General features: G+C 68.2%; 19 protein-coding genes. 10 read left to right on the top strand and 9 right to left on the bottom strand.

The genetic code is table 11. From position 1 onward, the window contains the following. The first annotated feature begins 131 nt into the window (after positions 1–131). Positions 132–1727, top strand: a complete 1596-nt coding sequence (locus tag ACIA76_RS37760) for a carboxylesterase/lipase family protein (protein ID WP_397159278.1) — start codon at positions 132–134, stop codon at positions 1725–1727. Between the two features lie 23 nt (positions 1728–1750). Then, positions 1751–2140: a hypothetical protein gene (locus tag ACIA76_RS37755; RefSeq protein WP_397159276.1), complete on the top strand. Its 390-nt coding sequence runs from the start codon at positions 1751–1753 to the stop codon at positions 2138–2140. A 12-nt stretch (positions 2141–2152) separates the two neighbouring features. On the opposite strand, the gene ACIA76_RS37750 is transcribed toward ACIA76_RS37755, so the two are convergent. Next, positions 2153–9748 carry an amino acid adenylation domain-containing protein gene (locus ACIA76_RS37750; protein WP_397159273.1) on the bottom strand — a complete coding sequence of 2532 codons (7596 nt, stop codon included), beginning with the start codon at positions 9746–9748 and terminating at the stop codon, positions 2153–2155. A 138-nt stretch (positions 9749–9886) separates the two neighbouring features. Then, entirely contained in the window at positions 9887–10990 is a 1104-nt protein-coding gene (locus ACIA76_RS37745) for an MFS transporter (protein WP_397159271.1), read from the bottom strand. 10 nt (positions 10991–11000) lie between these two features. On the opposite strand from ACIA76_RS37745, the gene ACIA76_RS37740 reads away from it, so the two are divergent. Beyond that, positions 11001–11189, top strand: coding sequence for a hypothetical protein (locus ACIA76_RS37740; RefSeq protein ID WP_397159269.1), 189 nt, complete (start codon positions 11001–11003; stop codon positions 11187–11189). A gap of 401 nt (positions 11190–11590) precedes the next feature. On the opposite strand, the gene ACIA76_RS37735 is transcribed toward ACIA76_RS37740, so the two are convergent. The 3 genes from ACIA76_RS37735 to ACIA76_RS37725 all read right to left on the bottom strand — a co-directional run bounded on the left by ACIA76_RS37735 (position 11591) and on the right by ACIA76_RS37725 (position 13824). Beyond that, entirely contained in the window at positions 11591–11806 is a 216-nt protein-coding gene (locus ACIA76_RS37735; protein WP_397159267.1) for a hypothetical protein, read from the bottom strand. Between the two features lie 282 nt (positions 11807–12088). Continuing rightward, positions 12089–12787 carry a lytic transglycosylase domain-containing protein gene (locus tag ACIA76_RS37730; protein WP_397159307.1) on the bottom strand — a complete coding sequence of 233 codons (699 nt, stop codon included), beginning with the start codon at positions 12785–12787 and terminating at the stop codon, positions 12089–12091. Between the two features lie 65 nt (positions 12788–12852). After that, positions 12853–13824, bottom strand: a complete 972-nt coding sequence (locus tag ACIA76_RS37725; RefSeq protein ID WP_397159265.1) for a hypothetical protein — start codon at positions 13822–13824, stop codon at positions 12853–12855. Positions 13825–14459: 635 nt separating this feature from the next. On the opposite strand from ACIA76_RS37725, the gene ACIA76_RS37720 reads away from it, so the two are divergent. The 3 genes from ACIA76_RS37720 (at position 14460) to ACIA76_RS37710 (ending at position 17179) form a co-directional block, all read left to right on the top strand. Further along, the gene (locus ACIA76_RS37720; protein ID WP_397159263.1) at positions 14460–15356 is read left to right on the top strand and encodes a helix-turn-helix domain-containing protein; all 897 of its coding nucleotides are present in this window, start codon (positions 14460–14462) and stop codon (positions 15354–15356) included. Positions 15357–15387: 31 nt separating this feature from the next. Continuing rightward, a complete protein-coding gene (locus ACIA76_RS37715; RefSeq protein ID WP_397159260.1) occupies positions 15388–16128 on the top strand; it encodes a class I SAM-dependent methyltransferase in 741 nt (246 codons plus the stop codon). 133 nt (positions 16129–16261) lie between these two features. Next, positions 16262–17179: a glycosyl hydrolase family 18 protein gene (locus ACIA76_RS37710; RefSeq protein ID WP_397159258.1), complete on the top strand. Its 918-nt coding sequence runs from the start codon at positions 16262–16264 to the stop codon at positions 17177–17179. Between the two features lie 75 nt (positions 17180–17254). On the opposite strand, the gene ACIA76_RS37705 is transcribed toward ACIA76_RS37710, so the two are convergent. Beyond that, a complete protein-coding gene (locus ACIA76_RS37705) occupies positions 17255–17479 on the bottom strand; it encodes a hypothetical protein (RefSeq protein WP_397159256.1) in 225 nt (74 codons plus the stop codon). A gap of 409 nt (positions 17480–17888) precedes the next feature. Between ACIA76_RS37705 and ACIA76_RS37700 the strand changes: the two genes are divergently transcribed. The 3 genes from ACIA76_RS37700 to hrpB all read left to right on the top strand — a co-directional run bounded on the left by ACIA76_RS37700 (position 17889) and on the right by hrpB (position 23026). Beyond that, positions 17889–20003 carry a prolyl oligopeptidase family serine peptidase gene (locus ACIA76_RS37700; RefSeq protein ID WP_397159254.1) on the top strand — a complete coding sequence of 705 codons (2115 nt, stop codon included), beginning with the start codon at positions 17889–17891 and terminating at the stop codon, positions 20001–20003. A 40-nt stretch (positions 20004–20043) separates the two neighbouring features. After that, positions 20044–20514, top strand: a complete 471-nt coding sequence (locus ACIA76_RS37695; protein ID WP_397159252.1) for a GNAT family N-acetyltransferase — start codon at positions 20044–20046, stop codon at positions 20512–20514. A gap of 67 nt (positions 20515–20581) precedes the next feature. Next, complete coding sequence (gene hrpB / locus ACIA76_RS37690; protein ID WP_397159250.1) at positions 20582–23026, top strand: ATP-dependent helicase HrpB; 2445 nt, start codon at positions 20582–20584, stop codon at positions 23024–23026. A 98-nt stretch (positions 23027–23124) separates the two neighbouring features. Here the strand turns inward: hrpB and ACIA76_RS37685 are convergent, their stop codons facing one another. Together ACIA76_RS37685 and ACIA76_RS37680 are read right to left on the bottom strand one after the other, a co-directional pair. Beyond that, complete coding sequence (locus ACIA76_RS37685) at positions 23125–23373, bottom strand: hypothetical protein (RefSeq protein ID WP_397159248.1); 249 nt, start codon at positions 23371–23373, stop codon at positions 23125–23127. Positions 23374–23710: 337 nt separating this feature from the next. After that, positions 23711–24634 carry an alpha/beta hydrolase gene (locus ACIA76_RS37680; protein ID WP_397159246.1) on the bottom strand — a complete coding sequence of 308 codons (924 nt, stop codon included), beginning with the start codon at positions 24632–24634 and terminating at the stop codon, positions 23711–23713. Positions 24635–24765: 131 nt separating this feature from the next. Here ACIA76_RS37680 and ACIA76_RS37675 point away from each other — a divergent pair, with 131 nt between their 5' ends. Further along, positions 24766–25536 carry an SDR family oxidoreductase gene (locus ACIA76_RS37675; RefSeq protein WP_397159244.1) on the top strand — a complete coding sequence of 257 codons (771 nt, stop codon included), beginning with the start codon at positions 24766–24768 and terminating at the stop codon, positions 25534–25536. Positions 25537–25552: 16 nt separating this feature from the next. On the opposite strand, the gene ACIA76_RS37670 is transcribed toward ACIA76_RS37675, so the two are convergent. Further along, positions 25553–26263, bottom strand: a complete 711-nt coding sequence (locus ACIA76_RS37670; RefSeq protein WP_397159243.1) for a GntR family transcriptional regulator — start codon at positions 26261–26263, stop codon at positions 25553–25555. Between the last annotated feature and the right edge of the window lie 108 nt (positions 26264–26371).

Below are 26371 nucleotides of genomic sequence, written 5' to 3'. Positions count from 1 at the left end.
TGCGGTGAACCGGAATCACACGCAGAAGGAGAGGAACTCCGATGAACACAGATCGTCCGAATCCCGGCCGTGTCCTGGTTACCCGGACCGATCCGAATCCGAGGTCGCGGACCCGAAGACCGAGAGCTGTGATGCGCTCGCTGGCGACTCTGGCCGCGGTCGGTGTGACGTTGGGATCGTTGACTTCGTGCGGCACCACCGAGCGAGGGGGTAGCTCAGCCGATGCCGATGCTGCGGTGGTCGACACCCAGTCGGGGCCGGTGCGGGGCACCGTGACCGCCGAGCACCGCGCGTTCACCGGAATCCCCTACGCCGCAGCACCGGTCGACGACCTGCGGTGGCAACCCCCCGCGGCCCCCGCGCACTGGAGCGGCACCCGCGACGCCACTGCCATGGGTGCCCAATGTCCCCAGTCGGCTGACACATTCGACCGCGAAGGTGGCAGCGAGGATTGTCTGTTCCTGAACGTGTGGACTCCGGCTCGGGCCGTGGAGAAGAAGCGGCCGGTGATGGTGTGGGTTCCTGGCGGGGCATTCCGGAACGGCAGCGGCAATCTCTACGATCCGTCGCGGCTGGTCACCGCCGGGGACATGGTGGTCGTCACCCTCAACTACCGACTCGGTGCGTTGGGATTCCTGGCTCATCCGGCGTTGGCCCACGACGACGGGCAGGTCGGCAACTTCGGGTTGATGGACCAGCAGGCCGCGCTGCGCTGGGTGCGCGACAACATCACCGCGTTCGGCGGCGACCCCACCAGAGTCACCCTGGCCGGGCAATCGGCCGGTGCGATGGCGGTGTGTGATGACCTGGTCTCGCCCGCCTCGGCGGGGCTGTTCCACGCGGCAATCATGGAAAGCGGACCCTGCTCGGCCCAGGCGAACCGGCAGACCGCGGTCGGCATCAGCGAGGACTACGCCACCAAGGTCGGCTGCCCCGGCACCGACCCCATCGCGGTAGCCCGGTGCCTGCGCGCGCTACCGATCGACACACTGCTTGCCACTCCGCTGAGCTACGACGGCGCCGCTGGTGAGGGCATACCCGGGCCCGTCACCGGTCAACCGCTGCTGCCGGAGAACCCCATCGCCGCGATGCGTGAAGGCAAGGCCACCAAGGTGCCGGTACTGATCGGCAACAACCACGACGAGTTCACCACCTTCCTCGCACAGCAATACGGCGCCACCAAACAACCCGACACCGCCGGGCAGTACCTCGAAGCGGTGGCCCAGACTTTCGGGCGCGACGCCGACAAGGTCACCGCCCTCTACCCACTGGCCGACTACCCCCATCCGACATCGGCCGAGGCCGCAGTGTTCACCGATTACGCCTTCGCCTGCCCAATCGCCGACATGGCCAACTCCCTGACCCACACCGGTCCGGTCTACGCCTACGAATTCGACGATCGCAACGCCGCCGCCCCCACCGCCATGCCCACAGTGCCGTTCCCGTTGGGAGCCGGCCACGCATTCGAGATGCCTTACCTGTTCCACGTCACCGGGTTCCCGGACCCGGACCCAGCGACCACCGCCCAACAGAACCTGTCCACCCAGATGATCAACTATTGGGCCGCGTTCGTGAACACCGTAAACCCCCACACACCCAACCAACCCGACTGGCCACTCCACACCGACGGCCAAGTCCTCACGCTGCAACCTGACGACACCACTACCACCACCGACTTCACCCACCAACATCACTGCGACCTGTGGGCAACGATCCCCATGCCATAACAAACGGCCGAAGGAGCGTCGTTATGTCGAACGTGATCTTCGATATCGCCTCGTCCTTATACTCGGCGAGTACTTTCTCCTCTGATGAGCCGCGAACTGCTTCCCTCTCACTTCCCGTAAACACCCGACGAGGGGTCACTGTCCGGAAGGAACCGGGCGAACGAGGTCTGGGTGCGCTCGAGGTTCGCCCCGACACTCAGGAGGGGTTCGTCGATCGAGTCGATCATCGCCTGGAAACCTCGGTGTGGAACAGCGGCGGATGCGGCAGCTTCTACCTCAGCGGCACCGGCCGCAATATCGCCTGGTGGCCCTGGTTCGCCTGGCAGTTCAAACGCGAGACCCGCCGCGTCGATCTCTCCGACCTCCACACCGAACCCCGCGTCGCTCGTGGCCCTGCACTGTCGGCACAGTAGCCTCGGGATCGACTACCTGTGCGTCAGAAGCGCTTCGGCGAGGGCGTCGACATGGGGCGGGCGAACGATGCCGTAGTGATCGCCGGGCAGGTCGATGATCCGAGCATCTCCTGTGCAGTGCGTCAGCCACGCGGTGGCCGTCGCGAGGGTCGCTCCCTGCGCCGCGCGGTAGATCCGCACGGGGCCCGCGTAGGTGGGCGCCCGGTAGGCCAGCAGCGCACAGGTGTTGCGGGAGAACCGTGCGACGATGGCGGACAGGGTGTCGGCGTCCACGTCGGCGGGCAGGACGCCCTCGGCGCGCGCCCGGTCGCACAGGTCGCTCAGGGAGCCCAGTTCGGCGGGGGTCCAATCGGTTTCGGCAAGGCCCGCGAGATCCCTGGCGAACCAGGACAGGAGTGTGGCGTCGTCGGGGGCGGCCGCGTCGCGGGGAGTCGGCGGTTCCAGTACGTCGACCATGGCGACGAGCTCGACCTCGATGCCCCGCCGGGTCAGCTGCGCCGCCATCTCCAGCGCGATCATGCCGCCCATGGACCAGCCGCCCAGCCGGTACCGGCCGCGCGGGAGCGCGTCGACGAGCACGTCGACATAGTGCGCGGCCAGGTCGGGAATGGTGGTCAGCGGCTGGTCGGTATCCGGCGTCTGGAGCGCGTACACCGGCTGGTCGGGTCCCAGCAGCCGGGCCAGGTCCGAATAGCAGAGCACATCGCCGCCGACCGGATGCGCCAGGATCCATGGTGTCGCCGAACCGGTTTCGCTGATCGGCACCAGTGCGGCACGGCGCGCGGTCTCGGCTCGCCCGTCCCGCACCACCTCGGCCAGCGTCGCGATGGTCGGGTGGTCGAACAAGGCGGACAGGGGCAGCGAACGGCCCAGCCGCGCGTCGATGCGAGCCATCAGGCGCACCGCGAGCAACGAATTCCCACCCAGGGCGAAGAACGTTGTGTCCCTGCCGAATTCCCGGCCGTCGAAGAGTTCGTCCCAGATATCCGCCAGCGCCTGCTCGACGTCGCCGCGCGGCGCGACGAGCGCGGCCGGGGCGGGTGAGGACAGTTCGACCCGAGGCAGTGCGGCGCGGTCCAGTTTTCCGTTGCGGCCCAACGGTAGTGCGTCGAGAAGCATGATATGTCCGGGCACCAGGTAGTCGGGCAGCTGCGCGCGCAGCGCCATGGCCAACTCCTCGGGCGTGACGGTAGCGTCGGCGGGCACGGCGAATGCGGCCAGCCGCCGGACCTGCTGCTCGCCGACGACGACGGCGGCCGCGGCGCGGACCCTGGGGTCGCGCAGCAGCGCGGCCTCGATCTCACCGAGCTCCACCCGATATCCGTTGATCTTGACCTGGGTGTCCCGTCGGCCGAGGAATTCGATGGCGCCGTCGGGCAGGTAGCGCCCGAGATCTCCGGTGCGATACAGCCTTTCGTCGGTCGTCGGGTGCCGGACGAAGGCGGCCTTGGTTCTGGCCTCATCGCCGAGATAGCCGCGCGCGAGGCCGGCGCCCGCGATGTAGAGCTCGCCGGGAACCCAGGTCGGGCAGGGGCGCCACGCCTCATCGAGCACATGGAACCGCTGGTTGCGCAACGGCTTTCCGTAGGGGATCGACGTCCGGGCCGGATCGACCCGATCGATCGGATGGTGGATCGACCAGATCGAGGCCTCCGTCGCGCCACCGAGACCGCAGATCATGGTGTCGGGGGCCAGTTTTCGGATGCGGTCGGGCAGGGTCACCGGAATCCAGTCGCCGCTGAGCAGGACCACCCGCAGCGGAATCGAGGGCGGGTGCTCCCGCGTCGCCAGGTGGTCGACGAACATCTCCATCAGCGTCGGCACGCTGTTCCACAGTGTGACTTCGTATTCGGCGACGAGGTCGGCCCAGCGGGCCGGTTCCCGGTAGGCCTCCGGTTCCGGGAGCACCAGGGTCGCGCCCGCCGCCAGCGTGCCGAAGATGTCGTAGACGGACAGGTCGAAGTTCAGCGCGGACAGTCCGAGCACCCGGTCCGCCGGGCCGATCCCGAACCGTTCGTTGATATCGAGCACGGTGTTTCGGGCCGCGCGGTGCTCGATCATCACGCCCTTGGGTGTTCCGGTGGAACCGGAGGTGAAGATCACGTACGCCAGATCGTCCGGCCCGGCGCCGCAAGACGGCAGCGGCTCGTCCTCGGTGGTGTCGTCCGCTTCGGGGTCGTCGACGCACAGCCGGTCCCAGCCGACCGGCCACTGGGTGCGCTGTTCGACCTCCCGCTGGGTCAGGACCGCCGCGACGCCGGACTCGCCGAGGAGCACACGTAACCGCTCGGCCGGTACGTCGGCGTCCACCGGCACATAGCCCGCGCCCGCCCGAAGCGCGCCGAGCACGGCGACCACCTGGTCCGCGCTCTTGTCCATCACCACGGCCACGAGCGCTCCGCTGCCGACGCCCGAATCACGCAGCCGCCGTGCCAGTGTCGCCGACCGCCGGTCGAGTTCACCGTAGGTGAGGGTCGCCGCCGCGGATACCACGGCGAGGGCGTGTGGATTCTCCTTGGCCCGCTCGAGGAACGGCTCGTGCAGCAGGCCCTCGTCGACGGATTCTGTTGTGGCATTGGCCGATCGGCGGGCCAGCAGGTCGGCGTAGGGCACCAGGATCGGCGCGGGCCGCTGCCAGGCGGACTCGTCTGTGGCGAGGCCGCGCAGCAGTTCCGCGTACGCGTCGAACATCGTCTCGATCATGCCGTCCGGGAACAGGCCGGTTACCACGTCCCAGTTGACGACCAGTTCGCCGCCCTCCTCGATGACCTGATGATCCAGCCACACTTGGGGAGTGCGCACGCAGCTGTACACCTCGGTGGCTCCCTCGCCGAGGCCGCGCAGGTGATGCACCATGCCGGTCATGGCGCCCGCGGTGTCCCGGCCCGCGAAGTTGACCATGCTGGCGAATACCACCGGCATGCTGGCGCCGATGATGTTGCCGCGCGCGAGGTTGACTTCGCGCAGTACCTCGACGCCGGACATCTCGCCGTGTTCCAGGTCGGTCCACAGTCGGCTCTGGATCCGTTCGGCGAGACCCGTGAAGGTCTCATCGGCGAGGCTGACCGCGAGAAGTGTTGTGGTGCTGAAGTTCCCGACCACGGCGTCCACCTGCTCGTGCAGCATCACCCGGTTGGAGAACATCACGTTGAGGGTGAAGGCGCTCGTGCCGCTCCACGTGGCGAGAATCCATGAATACGCGGCACACAGCGCCGCGGACGGGGTGACGCCGTGCGAGCCCGCGAGCCGTCGCAGCTCGGCCCATTCCGTGGTGGACAGCGTCGTGGTGTGATGGGTGAACTCGGGGACCCCCACATCGGCCGGGGTGGTGGCGAGCGGAAGCCGTGGCGCCTCGGGCAGTTCGGCGATGCGGTGGCGCCAGTACCGTTCGGCCTCGGCGCGCCTGTGTTCGCTGCGGCGCTCCCGCAGCGCGGTGAGGTAGTCGCGGAAGGTCAACGACAGCTCCGGCAGCGCCCGCGCGCCCTCCCGATATACCGTGGTCCATTCCCGGAACAGCAGTGCCGCGCTCCAGCCGTCCACGACCAGCGCGTCGAGGCCGATATGCAGGCGGGTGGTGCGTGCGTCGAGGCGGGTGGCCCGGATATCGAACAGCGGCCAGGTGGCCGCATCGAGAACCTGACTCTTCAGCTCGCTGCGGATGCCGTCGAGCGCACTGTCCCGGTCGGACACCGACCGGTCCGCGAGATCCACTGTGCGCACGGTGAATTCGGGCACCGTGGCCAGCACCCGCTGGGCGCCGTCCGGGCCGACGACCGCGCGCAGCATGTCGTGCCGCCGGATCAGTACCCGCAGCGCCGAGGTGAGCCGGTCCAGATCGAGCCCGAGGACGTCGACCTCGACATAGGAGTACGTGGACACCCCGCCGAGCTCGAACGCCGTCGACCGGCCGACCAGGTACGCGTGCTGGAGGTCGGTGAGCGGGAACGGGTCGTGGCGAGCGCGCTCATCCGGTGTCGACGGCACGCGCTGCGGCTCGGGTGTGTCGGCGTGCGCGCCGACCAGTTCGGCGATGAGCCCGGCGATGCTGGGCGCGTTGAGGAACGCGTCGAGCGGCGGCGCCACGCCCAGGTCGTCGCGCAGCGCGTCCTGCGCCTCGATCGCCATCCAGGAGTCCAGGCCGAGATCGGTCGGGGACGCCTCCGGGTCGAGATCGCCCTCGCGCACCCCCAGAACCCGGGCCAGAGTCGCGATGACCACCGCTCGCACCCGGTCGCCATGATCCGATCTTGGCTCTGCGGAACGGAGTACGGCGTCGGGTTCCTCGGCGAGGATCGGTTGCGGGCGGACTGGCCGGAACTGCGCAAGGGGGTGCTCGGCGGCCATCGCGTCCCGGGCCGGGGTGGCGATGACCAGCGCTCGCACCTGGTCGGCATGACCCGATCCTGGCCCTGCGGAACGGAGTACGGCGTCGGATCCCTCGGCGAGGACCGGTTGCGGGCGGACTGGCCGGGACTGCGCAAGGGGGTGCTCGGCGGCCATCGCGTCGCGGGCCGGGTGGTCGTGGACGATGACGGGGTGCTCGCGCGGTATCGCACGGAATTCCACGCGGTGGGCCTCGGCGACGACCCGGCCGGAGGCCTCCGCGAGGACGAATGTCGCCAGCGGCGGGTGCGGCGAGTCGGCGTATGGATCGACTCGGCAGTGGCAGTACAGCGGTTGGTCGGTGGTCGTACCGTGCCAGGTGAATCGTTCCATCCGAGTGATCACCGGCGGCTGGTCGGGGCGGCATCCGAAGATGGTGTGGCACATCGCATCCGTCAGCGCGGGGTGAGGTGTGTTCCCATCCCATCGGGTGTCCTCGGGAGGTCTGAGCCGGGATATCACCTCGCCGTCGGCGTGCCAGATATGGTCGATCCAGCGTGCCGCCGGGCCGAGGTACACCGCGCGCCGCCACAGCCGCCGGTACAGGTCGTCGCCGGTCAGCTCGCCGGTCAGTCGCCCTCGGATCGCCGCGATGTCCACAGTGGACGGCTCGGCGCCGGAGGCGGTGTGCCCCAGGCAGATTCGGTCCCAGACCGGTGGTTCGGCCGCGTCGGCCGCATAGAGCCGGAACGACCCGTCCGGCTCGACCACGCACTGGACGCGGCTGCGGTCATCGGGCTCCAGCCACAACGCCCGAGTCAGCTCGTAGTCCCGGACGGTCACCGCCTCGGATCCGGTCAACTCCTGCGCCGCGGCCACCGCGATGCTCAGGTGGACACCGGCCCCGGCCAGCGGCCTGCCCGCCACCACCTGCTCGTCGATCACCCGGTGCGCGGCCGGGGACAACACCGATTCGAACTGCGCGGTGGGCAGCGGGGACGGTAACCGCCTGCCCGGCAACGGGATCAACTCCTCGGACCGGCTGGGGTTGCCGTAGCGGTCGCGCCGGAACGGATAGGTCGGCGCGGTCACTAGACGCCGCCCCCTGCCCTCGTCGAAGCGACGCCAGTCGATCGCGACACCGGCGGTGTACAGGGCGGCGACGCTCTCCCCCAGCACCTGCCAGTTGTCGTGTCCCCGCCGCAGTGACGGCAACCGCAGCGCGTCCGGCACCGCGTCACCGACCAGACCGAGCAGGGTGGGGGCCGGGCCCATTTCCAGGAAGATACCGGCCCCCTGCGCCGCTGCCTCGCGCACCGCATCGGCGAATCCGCCGGGCGCACAGTCGGATCCGCCCTCGGTCGCGAGCCGCAATCCGTCCGCGAAATCCAGCGCACCCCGGACACACGCGGCCACCTGCGCACCGATATCACGACCGAGCAGCACATCCGGTTCCACGCCCCACTGCCGCCACAGTCGAGCCAGCGCGTACTCGACCGCGAACAGCGCCGGTCGGGCGAACCGCGGTTGGGCCAGCAGATCGTCCCGTTCCAGCACATCCGACAGCGGGTGGCCCAGCAAGGGTCGCAGCACCTCGTCGGCCTCGTCCAGGGTCTCCCGGAAGCGCGGCGCCGTATCGAACAGCAGGCGACCCATGCCCCCGTAGACCACATCCTCGCCGGAGAACAGGAATACGATCCGCCCCGCACCCTCGTGATGCGCGGAACCCCTCTCCGAGAGGCGTTCCCGCATGCCCCGCGCGGTGCTCGCCACGAACGCCGCCCGGTGCGGGAACGCCGCGCGGCCGGTGTTCGCGGTGAAACACAGGTCCGCGAGCCGACTTTCATCCATCGCGGACAATCGGGCGGAGTATCTGGCGGCCAGTTCCGTCAGGGCGGCAGCCGATTTCGCCGACAGCGCGAGCACCTGCGCGGTGCGGTCCGGCATGGTCGGCTTGTTGTCGACTGTGGCGCCGGCCCGTTCGAGGATCACGTGCGCGTTGGTGCCGCTGGCGCCGAACGAGCTCACTGCGACGACCGACGGCTGGTCCCGGCGCGGCAGCACGGTCGGCTCGGTGGGAACGGCGATATCCGAACCGTCGATCCCGGCCGCGGGATTGAGGGTGTCCAGATGCAGATGCGGCGGGATCTCACCGTGCGCGACACACAGCACAGCCTTGATCAGGCCCGCGACTCCCGCGGCCGGTTCCAGGTGACCGATATTGGTCTTCACCGAGCCGACCAGCAGCGGCCGCCCGTTCCGGTTCGCGCCGAGTGCGGCGCGCAACGCGCGCAACTCCACCGGATCGCCCAGGGGCGTGCCGGTGCCGTGCGCCTCCACGTAATCGACTCGCTCCGAAGGCATTCCCGCGGCGCGCAACGCGGCGCGGATCAGGTCGGCCTGCGCGTCCTCGTCGGGTGCGGTGATGCCGCGGCTGCGCCCGTCGGAGTTGACCGCGGAACCTCGGATCACGGCCCAGATCCGGTCGCCGTCCGCCGTCGCGTCGGACAGGCGTTTGAGCACGACGACGCCGCAGCCCTCGCCGCGCACATAGCCGTCGGCGGCCGCGTCGAACACCCGGCAACATCCGGTCGGTGACAGCATGCGCGCCTCCGACAGCACCCGGAACCAGTCCGGGGACAGCAGGACGTTGGCCCCGCCCGCCAGCGCGAGATCCGATTCACCGGCACGCAGACTCTGACCGGCCAAATGCACGGCGACCAGCGAGGACGAGGTCGCCGTATCGACGGCGAGCGACGGCCCGCGCAGCCCGAGATGATAGGACAGCCGACCGGCCGCGAACGAGGCCGCGCGGCCGGTGAGCGCATGCGCGGACACCGAATCCATTGCCCCGGAATGAGTTCGGGCACCCTCGTCGTGAGAGACGCCGACGAATACGCCGACCGGCCCGCCGACCAGTCGGTCGGCGCGACATCCCGCATGTTCCAACGCTTCCCACGCGACCTCCAGCAACAGCCGGTGCCGTGGGTCCAGGGAGGCGGCCTCCCGGGGCGAGACCCCGAAGAACTCGGCGTCGAATTCGTCGATGCCGCTGAGCAGTCCGGCCCGGTGCGAACCCGCGATATCCATCCGGGACCTCGGCACCTCGACGACACCATCCCCGCCCGCGCGCAGAAACCGCCAGAACGATTCGGGACTCGATGCCCCGCCGGGCATTCGACATCCCATGCCCACCACGGCGATCGGCTCGGCCTCGCCGGGGCGCACGCCGCGCCCGGCCGAAGGCGACTGTGCCGCACCCAGATCGATCACCGAACTACCCATCGTCCACATCGTGGAATCACGACATCGAGACTGCTCAGTCTATCGAGGGACCGGGCCGTCCACCCCTTCCCTCGGCCATCCCCCTATCGATTGACACGGACGAATTCGCCGCTGACACAAGGCAAGACAACCGCCGCGCTAACCGTCGACCCGACGGCGAACGACCGCGAGCGGCACCACCCCGGCAAATCCGGCGACCGCCGCGGCGACCACGGCCACCAACCGGAATCCACCGGCGGCGAACAACTGCCCCGCCGCCAGGCTGGCCACCGCCGAACTGGCCCACACGACGGCGTCGACGCCCCCCTGCAACCGGGCGCGCTCCCGGGCGGGCAGGTCGCGGCTGAGGGAACCGCTGCCACCGACGAACACCAGATTCCAGCCGTAGCCCACCAGAAACAGCCCGATGGGCATCCAGAGCCGGTAGGAGCCCGGCGCCACCACAACGGTCACCGCCGCGACCGACAGCAGGGCGAGACCGGCCGTCATCGTGGCCCGGCCGCCCCAGCGGTCGGCGATCCGGCCGGATACCGGAGCGAGCGCGTACATACCGGCCATATGCGCGCTGATCACCCAGCCCACCACGTCCAGCCCGCTGCCGAGATGGCGCAACTGCACCGGCGTCATCGTCATCACGGTCACCATCACCGCCTGTGCGGCAACCATAGTCACCAGCGGCATCAGCACCGCCCGCCCGCGCAGCCCCGCCCAGAGCGACGACCGCGACGGTCGCTCGTCGTCGACCTCCTCGGCCCGGCCCGCCGTGCGGGGCAACGCCAGGGTCACCGCCACGGTCGCGATGGCGAGCATCGCCGACACCGCGACCGGCCCGGACAGCCCGGGCAGCCGCGCGGATGCGGCGACCGACGACGCGGGGGCGATGAGGGCAGGCCCGGCCACCGCGCCCACCGTCCCCGCCCACACGATCAGCGACACCCCGAATCCACGCCGATGGTCGGGCAGTACGTCCGCGGCGGCATAGCGGGACAACTGGGTCGCGCCGTATCCTCCGCCGAATACCAGCACGCCGACCAGCAGCGTCGGCAATGACGAGCGGAGTGCGCCGACGGCCGCGATCATCCCACCCACGCCCGCAACGCAATACATGACCAGCAGCGCGGTACGGCGGCCGTGCCTGGCCATCAGTGCGGACGTGCCGAGCGCACCTGCCGCGGTACCCGACACCAGCGCCGCGTTGGACAGCCCGCTGGCACCCGGCCCCGCCAGTTCCGCCGCGAACATCGTTGCCACGGTGGACAACCCGACCGCGCCGGTATTCATCAGCACCGCACCGGCGAATAACGTTGCCAGCGACCGCCGCCTCGTCGGGGTGGCCGACGCGGCTCGTCCGACCGACCCAGGAGCCGGTGGCCTGATACTCGACATCGATCCTCCCGGCTCGGAGTTCCTGGTCCGAGTATTGCGCCTGCTGGTCTTATAGAGGGGCTCGATGGGGCGGCGCAAAGCCGAGCGCTCCCTGCGATCCGACCCGGAATCGCACGCACGCAGGGCGTTCGGCACGTCACTGTCGTGTGATCGCGTGCGGGTGAACGGATTAGGGGGTCCGGGCCGTATCGGGCGACAGTCTCTCGCGGCGAAATGATCGGCCCCGCAGGACGGTTGAGATCGGTGAATGCCCGAAACCGGGCCGCCCGTGTCGAACAGGCGGGCCCGGTCGGGTCGCGAGAACCATCCACTGCCGGTTCCCGCTACCTTCGCACCGCCACCGGCGGATCCCCGCGCGGGCACCGATGACGAGAGAAGGGGCATGCGGCGGTCACACCGATCGGTGTGCCGCTACTTCAGGTATCCCGCCGTGGCGGAATCCGCACTGCCGGTGAACTACGGCGTGACCTCGAGCGCGGCGGGCTTGGGCGGGGTCACCGGGGTCCCGGCGCTACCGGACAGGATCTTGCCGATCAGCAGCGGCAGACCCGGGGCCGAGCCGGTGCTGACCGGAGGGGCGGGGGTCTCGGCGGCCGAAGCGACGCCAGCCGCACCCATGGCCAGGCCCGATGCCGTCAGGACGGCGGCGGTGAACATGCGGAACTTACTCATAGAATCTCCTCATCGGGATTTCTTCGCGACCTGTTTGGTCCCCACCAAACGACCGTGGCCGAGCCCACTAATGCTCGGCCGCGTCATTCCTAGCACGACTCGGAACCTTCAACAAGTCGACCGCCCAACACATTTCACTGCCTTAATCGAGCCAGGACAAAGCCCTTCGGGCCGCGCGCCCGGAAATGCGGCACAGCCGTCGATAATCGATCGAGTCGACCCCGCGGGTAATTACTCGTCTCCCGCCGATCGGCCAGTACAACAGCTATTCGATCGGCAGCATCACTCGGTGTATCCCGTTGCGGCGGCATGGACTTGTCCGACGTAGACGGCGGAGTGGTTGTAGGCGAGGACGGCTCTTCGCCAGCCGTCGTAGGTGGCCAGGTCACCGCCCGACGCACAGAGGTACCGCCCGGCGGTCAGGGCCGCGTCGTCGATATTATCCGGACTGCCTATCGAATCACCGGAGGCGGATGGTTTGCCGTTCTCCAGAATCGTTGCCAGGGTTCGATACTCGGTGTCGGCACGCACACCCCATCGTTTCCAGGTGCCCGGGATGAATTGGAACGGTCCCGCCGCTCGCGCATACCCGGTTCGGCCGGTGGCATCGGTGTCGAGGATCCGGGCCGTACCGCTGGTTCCGTCCAACGGGATGCCGCGAATCTGCGGGCGCACCGAACCATCGGCCGCGATCGTCGCTCCCCGGTGCCTGCCGTGATCGCTTTCCACCCGGGCGATGCCGGCGAGCGTGGTCCATCCGAGATGGCACGCGGGTTGCGTCTGCGCCAGTGCGACGGTCGCGTATCCGTAGGCCTGTAGCGCCCGAGCGGGAATCCCGTACTTGTCGGCTCGGCGCTGCGCCCATTCGCGTAACGGATCGGCATGCCGATTCGCCGCGACGAGTCGAATCGACGGCAGCGGATCGCCGGGACCGGGCGCCGAACGCTGCGGCTCTCGGCCACAACCGAATACGGCGACCATCACGATCGACGACAATACTATTGCGTTGCGCCGCAGGCGGAATCGAGGAGATGTGTCGGTCACCGTCACCTGCACGCGGGCGGCGTAGTCGATGTGGTGGTAGTCGACGTGGTCGTAGTCGAGGTGCGGGTGGTCGATGTGGTGGTCGGCTTCGCCGAGGGTGTCGTCTGCGGCGTCCGGGTCACCGACGGGGGTTGTGCGACAGTCGGTGTCGGCGCGGGTGTCGTCGACTTCTTCCCGCTCGAGGTCGCTGCCGCCGTTCGGCACGGCTGCGGCTGCTGTGTCGTCGGCTTCACTTGCGGGCGTGAGGTTTCCGATGGGGCGACGGCGGTCGCGGTCGACGGCGGATCGGCCGTGACGACCACGGTGACGGTCGACGGAGTACCGGCCGGACTCTGCGTGAGTTCGATTCCCGGTTGATAACTCACCTGCACCGAAGCAGAAGCACTGGCGGTGAGCGAGAACCTCGGCAAGGGCGTAGCGACCGAGGTCACGGTCGACGTTTCGGTGATCGTGGACGGCGGGCCGGTCTCGGTCTGGGTCACCGTCTCGGTCGTAGCCTGGTTGCCGCCAACGGTTTCGGCCGGGGCCGTCACCGCGACAGGAGCGATCTCCTGCCCGGGGTCTTCGGCGTCGGAGATCGCCTCCGCCACCGGAAGTGGCACATCGGCAGGGGTCCCGGCCAACGCACCGGGCCCAGTCGGCACGCCCGGCACCAATGCGGCGATGTCGTCGAAGGTGTGCGACAGCTCCGACGTCGAAGCCGTATCCCCCACCGCGCTGGTCTTCGCCGGTTTCGGCCCACCGACAGCCCAGACCCCGATCACCGCGGCGATCGCAGCGGCCGCGACAGCGGCATACGGCAGATATCGGCGAATGTCATCCGCCGCGACCTGGTCGGTGACCCGCCCCCAGCCCCGCCGCAGAAATGACACCGGCTCCTCGCCCTTGGGGCTGACGAGATCACCAGGGACGCCGATGATCTCGGTCGCCTCCGACTGGCCCCGGTCGGGTCCGTCGTTTTCCGAAAGTGGCACCAGGTCTTGCTTTCTACTCGGGTGACGAGTCGCCTCGCCCGGCGGTAGCCGTCGCGGTGAACTCGTCCTCGGCCCGGTTGGGCACGTGAACCAATGACCGACTGTCTGGTCTATCGAAATCCTCGATGCGAGCAAGACTGTGCAGGACAGAGGACCGGCTCGCAAATCCGACCAACAGATCCGTCGACTACCCCCGACACGTACAGCGACGAAGAAGCAAACAACCGACTCGAATCGCTCAACCCCATTCCGTATCAACTGGATCAGGCATTTCTTCCCAACTTCGACGCTGCTTCCAGGCATCGACGGTGGGACATGACATCGACCGAGACTGACCATCGCAATCGCCTGGCAACCCACATTGAGGAGCGGGCGATCAGTCCGGCACTCCAGCCGAAGGAACACGAAACACGCTGGTAGTAAACGATTTCCGATTGCCTCAGACCTCGAACACAGCAACGATCGGATTTGAAGTAACACAAATTGTCCCGGTCCCCGTCCAAATGCACGACGGATGGTGAACTTCCGGTGTCGCCGAAGTTAATTACACAAACCCGGCACTCACGTGACGGAGGTCACCGTAACTTTCTGTGATCCGTCACATATATGTCGCTCTGCGAAGTGGATGCGTTGTCATGATCGAGAAAGGCTGGCCCGTGCAGATTGCCGCACCTTCATTACTCGAGCCCGACCACACGTCCGCACCCCGCCGATCCGAGCGTCCGGTCCCGCCCGTCCGGGAACGTCCCGGGGCCGACCGGATCTCGTGGACATGTGATCGTCCGGAGGTCGGTGTCTACCTACGCCGACGGCGCGAGGCGCTGGAGCTGACCCAGGAAGAGGTGGCGCTCGCGGCCTCGACGACGTTGTCGTCATTGCGAAAGTGGGAGGCCGGCCAGCGCAACCCCGGCACCGAAAGCCTGGTCGCCTGGTGTCATGCATTGGATCTGCCCGATTGGATGCTGCGCAAGGTCGCATCGCTGGCGCTCAACGACATCGATACGCTTCGGGTGGGCACCTGGCCCCCCACCGTCAACGACGACGATCTGGACCATCTGGAGATGATCGCGAATCCCGCCTACTACTTCAGTTTCCCGCACCTGGATGTGCTGGCCGCCAACGGAATCGCACGCCGAGTGGTACCCACCCTCGCTCCGGCCGACCACGACTCGCCGCGACCCACGAACCTCGTCGAATGGGTCATGACCAAGCCCGCACAGGACCTTCTGGTCAACTGGCAGGCCGTCGCCACTCGCCTGATATACCTGCTGCGGGTCATGGGCCCCGGACTCGTCCCCCAGCAGCGGCTCGACGAAATCTTCAACTATTGCTATTCGCAGTCGCCGAAAGCGTTCACGCGATTCTTCGCTACCGAACTCACCAAAGCGGAGACCAACGACGACGTGGTCCTGCTGCGAAATCCCATGACCGGCGCGGTCATACAATGCACCTACCGGTTCCTACGCCCGGTGCAGCCGATGCGGCCGTACGAACAGTTCCAAGTGGCCAGGCGCAGCAGACCGCAAGGGTAGGTATCGAGCCACGACGGGTTACGCTGCAATTGTGGCAGATCGGGATTCGCGTGCATTGTCATTCGGGTCGGTCGCGACCGACTACGACCGGTATCGTCCGGGCCCGCCGATCGAGGCGCTGGACTGGCTGTTACCCCCTGGCGCCGAGACGGTCCTCGACCTCGCGGCCGGGACCGGTGCCGTCACGCGCGAGCTGATCGGCCGAGTGCCGGAGGTCATCGCCGTCGAGCCCGATCAGCGCATGCTCGACATCGTGGCGGAGCGCTGCCCCGAGGCCCTCGGACTGGTCGGCCGTCCCGAGGACATCCCGCTCGCCGACGCCTCGGTCGACGCCGTGCTGATCTCGGCCGCCTGGCATTGGCTGGACCCCGAGCTCGCCATCCCCGAGATCGCGCGCGTGCTCCGCCCCGGCGGCGTGCTCGGCGTGATCTGGAACCACCGGGACCCCAGCGTGCCCTGGATCACCGAGCTCAACGAATTGGCCGCGGCATCGCGCGAGGCCGACCGCCCCGCGGGCGGTCGTAACCGCACGATCGAGTTCCCGCCCGACGCCCCGTTCTCCCCCATCGAAACCCACACGGTGACATGGTCTTTGCCGATGACGCGGGAGGAGATCGCCGGTCTCCTGACGACCTACAGCGGCGTGATCACACTGCCACCGGACCAGCGCGACCGACTCGAGCGGAATGTCCGGGAATTCCTCGACCGCCAGCCCTGGACCCGCACCGACGTACCCATGATCTGCCGCTGCCTGCGCACCACGCGCCGCTGAGAGCTTCCCGGAGGCTGGCACAACCGCACTCCGATATCAGGCCCGGGCATACGACGGCAGCTCATAGGGGTGCGATCTATCGCACGATCAATTGGACTGAGGCACAACAAAATACGGCTGTTAGCATCGCGGGATGAGGAAGCTCGGTATCGCGCTCGGCTCGGTCCTGATCGTCTTGTTCTCACTACTCGGCGCCACCACCGCGCAGGCGGCCACCGGCCGGCACGTCGTTCTCTACTATCAGACCCAGTACGACAACGGGCGGTACGTATCGCCGCTGGACCTGACGTCGCATCGGACCGGCACCACCGACCTGATCGTCGGTGCGGTGCACCTGAACGCGAACGGCGTGGTGCACCTGAACGATGATCCACCGAATTCGCCGCGATACACCCAGATGTGGACCGACCTGCGGACCATGCGGCAGCAGGGCGTGCGCGTCATCGCCATGCTCGGCGGCGCGGGGCGGGGCAGTTTCCAGCGGTTGGACACCGACTTCGCCACCTACTACCCGTTGTTGAAGAACCTGGTCACCACCTACCGGCTCGACGGCGTCGACCTCGACGTCGAGGAGTCGATGTCGCTTCCCGGCCTGGAGCGGGTGATCGACGCGCTGCGGGCGGACTTCGGGCCGGGCTTCCTCGTCACGCTCGCGCCGGTCGCGCCCGAACTCAGCGGCGGCGGTGGCCTGTCCGGAGTGGACTACGACGCGCTGTACCGGGACAAGGGTCGCGAAATCTCGTGGTTCAACACCCAGTTCTATTGCGGCTGGGGCGATCTGAGCTCGACCTCCGGCTACGACGATATCATTCGGCACGGCGTGGTGCCCGCGAGCAAGGTAGTCGCCGGCACGCTGACCAACCCGGCCAACTGCGGCAGCGGCTACGTCGACCCGAGCATCCTGAAATCGACTCTCGGCCAACTGATTCAGCGCTATCCGGACTTCGCGGGTGTGGACGGCTGGGAGTACTTCAACTCCCTGCCCGGTGGCACCTCCGCCCCGTGGCAGTGGGCCGCCGAGGTGTCGTCGGTGCTTGTTCACGGGTCGTGAACGGATAGACCCGCAGGCCCGGCCGCAGCACACTCGAACGAAATGCCCGGCCGGGCAGCAGGTTTCGGCCCCCGATCAAGAGCAGATGGTAACCAGCAGCATCGTGGCGGGAAGGTTGAGGAACGACAGCTGCGGCGGGTTGTGCATCATGAACTGATAGATCGGTTCGTGCAGAACCTGGCATACCGGGCTCGTCTTGCTCCAGTCCGGCGACGGACCGGGAGGCGACGCCTGCGCCACGGCCGCACCGGACAGGGCCAGCGCTCCGGTGAGCCCCAGGGTGATCGTCAGTTTCCGCATTCTCGATTCCTCTTCCTCTTCGGCCGACCCATAGCAGCGTCGGCGAACTATTGGTAATTCCACCGGTAGCGCTGCCCTGCACTGCTGGGCAACCGTCTTGCGCATCCACCGGTGATTTCAGGTGTCGGGGATGTTGTCGGCAAACTGTCGGCGAACGCTACGGTGAAACGGGTGGTTTGTGGCTACCATCACGAACATCGCGGGCGATGAATCTCCCCTACCTGCGGATATACATTCGCCGTGCTGCGCTCGCGCGCCCGGCGAAGCCACCGACATCGCGCAGCCGGATCGGTGGCCGTCCTGGAACGGCACCGCATCCCCGGTCGCCTTCTCCAGCACGAAACACTCACTGGCAGAAGAAGTCCCGGGCGACTGGAAGTTTCTCCGGCAGGGCCAGTAAGGTCGGAGCATGTCGACGACGACCGACTCCTTCCCCCGCCGGAGCGCTCGCACCCAGCGATTCACGCTCGGCGCGCCGCGTGCTTTCACCGTGGCGCCCGACGGCGCGCGAGTCGTATTCCTGCGCTCTACCTCCGGTACGGATACGGCGAATTCCCTGTGGGTTCTCGATATGGCGCTCGGCGAGGAGCGGGTGGCGGCCGACCCCCGAGTCCTGCTGGGCGGTGCGGCCGAGGATCTGCCGCCCGAGGAGCGCGCGCGTCGCGAACGCAGCCGCGAGGGCGGTGCCGGGATCGTCGGCTACGCCACCGACGAGGCCGTGGAGTTGGCGTCTTTCGCCTTGTCAGGCCGGTTGTTCGCGGCCGAGCTGCGGACGGGCACGGCACGTGAGCTTCCCGCCGCCGGACCGGCGATCGACCCGCGCCCGTCCCCCGACGGCCGGCACGTCGCCTATGTCGCGCACGGTGCGCTGCGGGTCGTGACTGCCGAGGGCACCGACGAGCGGGCGCTCGCCGAGCCGGAATCGGCCGATGTCACCTATGGGCTGGCCGAGTTCATCGCGGCCGAGGAGATGGGCCGCTCCCGGGGCTTCTGGTGGTCACCGGACTCGCGGCGGGTGCTGGTCGCGTGCGTGGACGATACGCCGGTACGGCGCTGGTGGATCTCCGATCCGGCCCGGCCCGAGCATGATCCACAGCGCGTCGCCTACCCGGCGGCGGGCACCGACAACGCGGATGTGCGGCTGTTCGTGATCGGCTTGGACGGGGTGCGCACGGAGGTCGTCTGGGACCGGGCGCGCTATCCGTATCTCGCGCATGTGCACTGGTCGAAGGCGGGTGATCCGCTGCTGCTCGTCCAGGCGCGCGATCAGCGCAGTCAGCTGTCCCTGGCGGTGTCCCCGGAGACCGGCGCGACCCGGATCGTGCACGCCGAGAAGGATCCGGTGTGGCTGGATCTTTTCCCCGGCACGCCCTGTTGGAGCCCGTCGGGAGACCTCGTGCGGATCGCCGATGAGGACGGCGCACGGGTCCTCGTGGTCGATGAACGCCCACTGACAGGCCCGCGGTTGCACCTGCGCGCCGTACTCGACGCCGGGCGGGACGACGTGCTGGTCACCGCGTCCGCGGGCGCCGAGGCCGCCGCCCCCGAGACCGGCGAGGTGCACGTCTATCGCGTCAACGAGGCTGGCCTGGAGCGTGTTTCGCGCGAGCGGGGCGTGCACTCGGCGGTGCGCGCCGGGGGCGTCACCGTGCTGGTGTCCGCCACACTCGAGCGGCCGGGCACCCACGTACAGGTGCTTCGCAAGGGGACGCGGGTGGCGACGATCGCCTCGTATGCGGAAGATCCCGGTCTGTCCCCGAGGGTGACCCTCACCGAGGCGGGCGCCCGGCGTATCCCGTGCGCTGTGCTGCTCCCCCGCGATCACGACGGCGCGACCCCACTGCCCGTCCTCGTGGATCCCTACGGCGGTCCGCACGGCCAGCGGGTGGTCGCCGCGCATAATCCGCATCTGACCTCGCAGTGGTTCGCCGACCAGGGATTCGCGGTCGTGGTCGCCGACGGCCGCGGCACTCCGGGTCGCTCCCCGGCCTGGGAGAAAGCCATCCGCGACGACCTCGCGGCGGTCGTCCTCGAGGATCAGGTGGACGCGGTGCGGGCACTCGCCGATGCCTTCCCTCTCGACCTGAACCGGGTCGCCATCCGCGGCTGGTCCTTCGGCGGATATCTGGCGGCGCTCGCGGTGCTGCGCCGCCCGGACGTCTTCCACGCGGCCGTGGTGGGTGCGCCGGTCACCGATCTGCGTCTGTACGACACCCATTACCAAGAGCGCTACATCGGCCACCCGGACGAGCAGCCGGAGGTCTACCGGCGCAATTCGCTGATCGACGACGCGGGCCTGGTCGACGCGGCCGAGCCACACCGGCCGATGATGATCATCCATGGCTTCGCGGACGACAATGTGGTGGTCGCGCACTCTCTGCGGTTGTCCTCGGCGCTGCTGGCCGCCGGTCGGCCGCACGAAGTGCTGCCGCTGTCCGGCGTCACGCATATGACCCCGCAGGAGTCGGTCGCCGAGAATCTCCTGCGCCTGCAGCTGGACTTCCTGCGGCGCTCGCTCGCATAGCCGAGCCATCCTGAAAATCGACGCATGATGTGATCCAGGCATGAACGACATCACCTTTCGGTCCGCGACGATCGATGACGTCCCCGCGGTCGTGGCCATGCTCGCGGACGACGCGCTGGGCAGCACGCGCGAATCTCCGGACGATCTGCGCCCGTATCGATCCGCCTTCGCCGACATCGACGAGGATCCGCGGCAGGAGTTGCTGGTTGCCGAATACAACGGTGCCGTGGTGGGAACGGCGCAGCTGAGTTATCTGCCCGGGTTGGCCCGTCAGGGTGCGGTGCGGGCGCAGATCGAAGCGGTACGCGTGGATCGGTCGGTACGTGGCATGGGTCTGGGATCGCGATTGATCGAGGAGTGTGTGCGGCGGGCCCGCGAACGCGGTTGTGCCCTGGTGCAATTGACCTCCGACGCCAGCCGGGCAGACGCCCATCGCTTCTACGACAAGCTCGGATTCCAGGCCAGCCATGTGGGTTTCAAGCTGACGCTGGCCGAGGGTTCGAGCCACTGACAGGTCGAGGGCGCCGAGTGGGCCGCGCGATGGGACCCGCGGGCCGGACCGGCACACTGGTCGGGCGATGAAACTGCCCGAACTGCCTGACCTTCCCGTCCGCGCGGCCCTCGACGAGGTCCGCGACACACTTCGCGCGCGCGGTACCGCGGTGCTGGTCGCGCCGCCGGGGACCGGCAAGACGACGCTGGTGCCGTTGGCATTGGCCGCGGCGACGAGCGGGCGAGTGGTGGTGGCCGAACCGCGGCGGCTCGCGGCGCGGGCGGCGGCCGCCCGGATGGCGGCATTGCTCGGCGAGCAGGTCGGGGCCACGGTCGGCTATTCGGTACGCGGCGATCGGCGGGTGAGCGCGAGCACCCGGATCGAAGTGGTGACCTCGGGCCTGCTGGTACGGCGGCTGCAGGGCGATCCGGAATTGGCCGGGGTGGATGTGGTGGTGCTCGACGAATGCCATGAGCGGCATCTGGACGCCGATCTGCTGCTGGCGTTGTTGCTGGATGCGCGGGGTGGGTTGCGGCCGGATCTGCGGGTGCTGGCCACCTCGGCGACGGTGGCCGCGGATCGATTGGCGGACTTGCTCGGTGACGATCGGCCCGCGCCGACGCTCGAGGTGCGGGGGCGAACATATCCGGTGGATATCGCGTACGTGCCGCCGATCAAGGGAGAGAAGATCGAGGCGCAGGTGGCGCGCGCGACGCGGACCGCGCTGGCCGAGACCGACGGGGATGTGCTGGTCTTCCTGCCCGGTGCGGCGGAGATCCGGCGGACTTCGCAGCTGCTGTCCGGGCTGCGGGAGGTGGATGTGGTTCCCCTGCACGGGCGGCTCTCGGCGGCATCGCAGGACCTCGCGCTGGCCCACGGTGCGCGGCGCCGGATCATATTGTCCACCGCGGTAGCCGAATCCAGCCTGACCGTGCCCGGAGTACGCGCGGTGGTGGACTCCGGGCTGGCGCGCGTGCCGCGCACCGATCACCGGCGCGGAATGTCCGGGCTGGCGACGGTCCGAGTGTCGGCGGCCGTCGCGGACCAACGTGCGGGGCGCGCGGGTCGCGAAGGGCCGGGCCGGGTCTGGCGGTGCTGGCCGGAGAACGAACATGCCACGCTGCCCGCCTATCCCGAACCGGAGATCCGCACCGCCGACCTGACTCGGTTGGCATTGGAAATCGCCTGCTGGGGTACGCCCGACGGCGAGGGCCTCACGTGGTGGGATGCCCCGCCGGCAGGTGCGCTGTCCGCGGGCCGAGAAGTGTTGCGGGCGTTGGGAGCCGTATCCGAGGACGCGACGGTGACCGACCGCGGCAGGCGGATGGCCGCGCTCGGCCTGCACCCCAGACTCGCCCGCGCCCTACTCGACGGTGCCGGTGCGGTCGGTGCGAGGACCGCGGCGGAGGTGGTCACACTCCTCGATGACGACACCCTCGCCCCCGGAGTCGATGTGGTGGCCGCGCTCCGCGCGCTGCGCCGCGAATCCCCACCGCGGTGGAAACGGGAGGTGGGGCGACTCGCCCGGCTGGTGGACGGCACAGCGGAGGGCGAGGACGATCCGGCTTTCGTTGTCGCGCTTGCTCATCCGGAACACTTGGCCCGGCGCCGCGCCCCCGGATCGGCCAGCTACCTCATGGCCAGCGGTACGGCGGTGACATTGCCGCCCGGTTCCGGCCTGGCCGATTCGGAATGGCTGGCCGTCGCGGTGGCCGTGCGTGATCCGGGCCGGTCCGAGGGCCGTATTCGCCTGGCCGCCAACGCCGATGTGGAGCTGGCCCGGCGCGCGGCCCCGAGCCTGCTGACCACGGCCGAGGAGGTGGACTGGGTCAACGGCGACGTGGCGGCCCGGCGCGTGGCGCGACTGGGCGCGATCGTCCTGTCGGAGCGGCCCTTACGCGACCCGAATCCCGAATTGATCGCCACCGCACTGCGCACTGGCCTGCGTTCGACCGGGCTCGCCCTATTACGCTGGGACGCAGACACTCTCACACTCCGCCAGCGCCTGGACTTCCTGCACCGCGCGCTCGGCGCGCCCTGGCCGCCGGTCGACGACGAATCGCTGCTCGCCGATATCGACGCCTGGCTCGGCCCCGAACTCGCCACCGCACGTCGCCGCGCCGACCTCGAACGCATCGACGTCGGCCACGCGCTGCGCCGCCTGTTGCCCTGGCCGACGGCCGCCCGTCTGGACGAGCTCGCCCCGGAACGCCTGGAAGTGCCCTCCGGCAGCCGAATTCGCGTCGACTACTCCGCCGAACGCCCGGTACTCGCGGTGCGAGTACAAGAGGTCTTCGGCTGGACCGACACACCCGCACTGGCCGACGGCACGATCCCGATCCTGCTGCACCTGCTGTCCCCGGCCCAGCGGCCGGTAGCCGTCACCACCGACCTCGCCTCCTTCTGGAGCACCGGCTGGCCACAGGTCCGCGCCGAACTCCGCGGCCGCTACCCCAAACACTCGTGGCCGGAGGACCCCACCACCGTCCCCGCACACCGCGGCACGGCTCGCCGCGCCTCCCGCGACTGATCACCGATAACGCAGAGGCACTCCGAATCCGCGGATGCGGGCTCAGAGTGCCTCGCTATCAGACGGGGTGTGTGGAACTCACCTACTCGTCGTCGATGTCACCACGGGTGACAACGTCCATCGGGGTGACCGAACTGATCGTGGTCGTGGTCGTGCCAGAAGCCGTGACGGTCGCAGTGCCGGTCCACGCCCCAGGGAGCACCGGGATCGCGCCAATCGTGAGAGTCGGGCCAATCCTGATGCATCGGCACCACCGCTTCGGCGCTCGCCGTCCCCGCGAACGAGGCGGTCATCATCGCACCCACCGCTACCGCCGCGAATACGCGACCGATTACCTTGCGTTTCACCAAAATTCCTTCAAGTTGTTCGAACTAGCGACGATCTATCCGACCGTCGCATCCACCGTAAATCCTGGTGAAACAGCAGCAGACCGTGTTTCCGCCTTTCTAAGAAGAGTCACAGCAGGTCTTCAGCAACAGCGCCGGACATAGCGACCGAATTCAGCTCCCCCACATGCACGGACGAAAACATCTCTTTCCCAACCCATTACCAGCAAACAACAACCAGCGACAGGTCAACCGCTACCCAAAGGCTAATTACCATTCGATGTACTCGAATACATATGTCAAAGATGTTGTGTGTGATGCGAATTCGGGACGGACACATGCTCGCGGTCCCGGCCTGTCAGGCGGCGAGCAGTGCCGCGAGTTCGGCGTACACCTCCGCGGTGGCTTTGTCGGCGGCCGGGGAGATGGTGCTCAGGCTGAGGAAGCCGTGGATGAGTCCGGGGTAGACGTGGGTGATGACCGGTACGCCTGCGGCGGTGAGAGTGTCGGCGTAGGCGAGGCACTCGTCGCGGACGGGGTCGAATTCGGCGGTGCCGATCACGGCAGGGGCCAGGCCGGTGAAGTCCTCGGCCAGCAGCGGTGAGGCGGGGGCGCGGTCCCCGGCGGTGGGGTCGCTGGAGAGATAGACCTCGGCGCATTCAGCGGCTTCGGTGGGGCTCATCAGATTCCCGGTGATGTCGATGCTCTGCGAGGGGTAGTGAGTGTGGCCCGACAGGTCGACGCTGGGATAAGCAAGCAGCTGAGCGGCCAAGGGCACGCCCTCGTCCCGGCAGCAGAGAGCTACCGAGGCAGCCAGATTCGCACCCACACTGTCTCCGGCGACCGCGAGATTCCCGCCACCGTAGTCGGCGATGTGCTCGGCGACCCAGCGGGTCACCGCCAGGCAGTCGTCGTGTGCGGCGGGGTAGAGATGTTCCGGCGCCAACTGGTAGTCCGCGGAAACCACCACCGCGCGCACGTCCCGGCACAGTCGGCGGCAGATCTGGTCACAGAGGTCCAGGTCGCCGTAGACGAAGGCGCCGCCATGGAAGTAGACGACGGTCGGCATCGGGCTGGTCGCCTGGGGCGAGTAGATCCGCACCGGCACCCCGGCCAGGGTGTCGTCGCGGACCGAGCCGACCGCGAGCGGCGGGCTCGGGGCCACGGCCAGCGCCAGCTGTCGCCGCTCCGCACGTTGCTCGGCAAGCGTCAGCGGAGTAGCCGGCGTCGGCACGGCCGCGACCTGTTTGATCAGGGCATCGAGAGCTGGATCCAGTGGCATGGCCGCACCTTCCTGTCGGCTCGCACCTGCGCGGCAATCGATGGGCGAGCTAATGATCGATATCCGAAGCCGTTGAGTGTGATGATCGATCATACTACAATGACCTCAAAATGGTCGATCTAAGGATGGACATGGATCTCGGACTGAAGGGGAAACGCGCAATCGTCACCGGCTCGACGTCCGGGCTCGGACTGGCATGCGCCACAGCGCTCGCGAAAGAGGGGGTGAGCGTTGTCATCTGCGGACGTCACGACGATCGCTTGGCTACCGAGTTGCGGTCGTTGGCCGAATTCGATGTCACCGGTGTCGCTGTCGATGTAACCCAGGCGGTGGGCCGTCGGGCACTGCTCGATCTGTGCCCCGATCCGGACATTCTGGTCAACAACCTCTCGGGGCCGCCGCCGCGGCGTTTCTTCGAGACGACGACCGAAGATTGGACCATCGCGTTGGAAGCCCAATTGATGGCGCCGCTGGAGATGATTCGCGCTGTCGTCCCCGGAATGTGTCGACGCCGCTTCGGCCGGGTCGTGAACATCACCTCCGCGATGGTTCTGACCCCGCGTCCGCATCATGTGTTGTCCACGAGCGCCCGCGCGGCGTTGACCGCGGCAGTCAAGGCGATTTCCTTCGAGGTCGCGGCGGACAACGTCACACTCAACAATCTGCTGCCCGAGCGGGTGGATACGCCCCGGCAGGAGCAGCTGGCTCGCGCAGCCATGGTCCGGGAAGGAATTTCCTATGAACAAGCACGTGTCGCGCAGGTCCAGAGCATCGCGGCTCGACGACTGGGACAGCCGGCGGAATTCGGTGAAGTCTGCGCCTTCCTGTGCGCAGAACACGCGGGCTACATCTCGGGTCAGAACATCGGATTCGACGGGGGATCTTCACCCCAGGCGTTCTGACATACGCCGTGACGTGTCAGTCAGCCGCGGTGACGCTCCCTGCGGCACGCGCGACGAGCCCCTGTTCGGCGCGTTCGGCTGTTCGGCGAAAGTGCTCGGTCAACAACTCGATCGCGAGGTCCGCTTCGCGGTCGATCGCTGCCTCCGCGATCGCTCGATGCTCTTCGGACACCCCCGGACGCTCGGTGGATACCCGACGGGCGATGTGGCGATAGCGTTCGCATTCATCGAAGAGCTGATCACAGTAACGCAGGATCCGCGCCGACTCGCACGCGGACAGCAGCGCATGGTGAAAATCCTTGTGCACCATCGCCCACTGATCCGCCTCCGGATCGAACACATCGTCAGCGGGTCGTTTACTGCGCAGCAGACGGTGGCGGGCGACGACGATGCGCTCTTCCCAGGCGGCGTCGCCCCGCGCGATGGACTGCCGCAACGCCAATGCGTTGAGCTGGACACGGGCGTGATGCAGATCCCACAACTCCTCGACGCTGACCGGTACGACGGTGAAGCCACGATGATCGGTCTGGGTGACCAGTCCCTCGGTCGACAACCGACTCAGTGCCTCGCGGATGGGTGCCAAGCCGACCTCGAACCGGGCGGCGAGGTGGCGAATGTTGAGTCGCGAGTCCGCCTCGATCTGCCCGGCGATGATCTCCTTGCGCAACGCGTCGTGGGTGGAGCTCGCAAGCGTGCGCTTGGTCGCCGAAGCCGAACTGTGAGCCATGGGCGGAACCCTCCGGATAGATCACCGATATGAGTCTCAGGTGTTTTGATCGATCATTTCCCTCGCATCGCAGGAAGACCGCTTTGCAGGGCATCGTCCCATGATAAT

The organism is Nocardia sp. NPDC051570 (assembly GCF_044454005.1).
Taxonomy (GTDB): domain Bacteria; phylum Actinomycetota; class Actinomycetes; order Mycobacteriales; family Mycobacteriaceae; genus Nocardia.
Note: the sequence above shows the minus strand (reverse complement) of the source record. Positions and strands in the feature narration are given on the sequence as shown.

Bases quoted from the DNA above. Each gene is read 5' to 3' on its own strand.
- ACIA76_RS37760 (WP_397159278.1), top strand. From the start codon at position 132: ATGCGCTCGCTGGCGACTCTGGCCGCGGTCGGTGTGACGTTGGGATCG.
- ACIA76_RS37755 (WP_397159276.1), top strand. From the start codon at position 1,751: ATGTCGAACGTGATCTTCGATATCGCCTCGTCCTTATACTCGGCGAGT.
- ACIA76_RS37750 (WP_397159273.1), bottom strand. From the start codon at position 9,748: ATGGGTAGTTCGGTGATCGATCTGGGTGCGGCACAGTCGCCTTCGGCC.
- ACIA76_RS37745 (WP_397159271.1), bottom strand. From the start codon at position 10,990: ATGTTCGCGGCGGAACTGGCGGGGCCGGGTGCCAGCGGGCTGTCCAAC.
- ACIA76_RS37735 (WP_397159267.1), bottom strand. From the start codon at position 11,806: ATGAGTAAGTTCCGCATGTTCACCGCCGCCGTCCTGACGGCATCGGGC.
- ACIA76_RS37730 (WP_397159307.1), bottom strand. From the start codon at position 12,787: ATGGTCGCCGTATTCGGTTGTGGCCGAGAGCCGCAGCGTTCGGCGCCC.
- ACIA76_RS37720 (WP_397159263.1), top strand. From the start codon at position 14,460: ATGATCGAGAAAGGCTGGCCCGTGCAGATTGCCGCACCTTCATTACTC.
- ACIA76_RS37710 (WP_397159258.1), top strand. From the start codon at position 16,262: ATGAGGAAGCTCGGTATCGCGCTCGGCTCGGTCCTGATCGTCTTGTTC.
- ACIA76_RS37705 (WP_397159256.1), bottom strand. From the start codon at position 17,479: ATGCGGAAACTGACGATCACCCTGGGGCTCACCGGAGCGCTGGCCCTG.
- ACIA76_RS37700 (WP_397159254.1), top strand. From the start codon at position 17,889: ATGTCGACGACGACCGACTCCTTCCCCCGCCGGAGCGCTCGCACCCAG.
- ACIA76_RS37695 (WP_397159252.1), top strand. From the start codon at position 20,044: ATGAACGACATCACCTTTCGGTCCGCGACGATCGATGACGTCCCCGCG.
- hrpB (WP_397159250.1), top strand. From the start codon at position 20,582: ATGAAACTGCCCGAACTGCCTGACCTTCCCGTCCGCGCGGCCCTCGAC.
- ACIA76_RS37680 (WP_397159246.1), bottom strand. From the start codon at position 24,634: ATGCCACTGGATCCAGCTCTCGATGCCCTGATCAAACAGGTCGCGGCC.
- ACIA76_RS37675 (WP_397159244.1), top strand. From the start codon at position 24,766: ATGGATCTCGGACTGAAGGGGAAACGCGCAATCGTCACCGGCTCGACG.
- ACIA76_RS37670 (WP_397159243.1), bottom strand. From the start codon at position 26,263: ATGGCTCACAGTTCGGCTTCGGCGACCAAGCGCACGCTTGCGAGCTCC.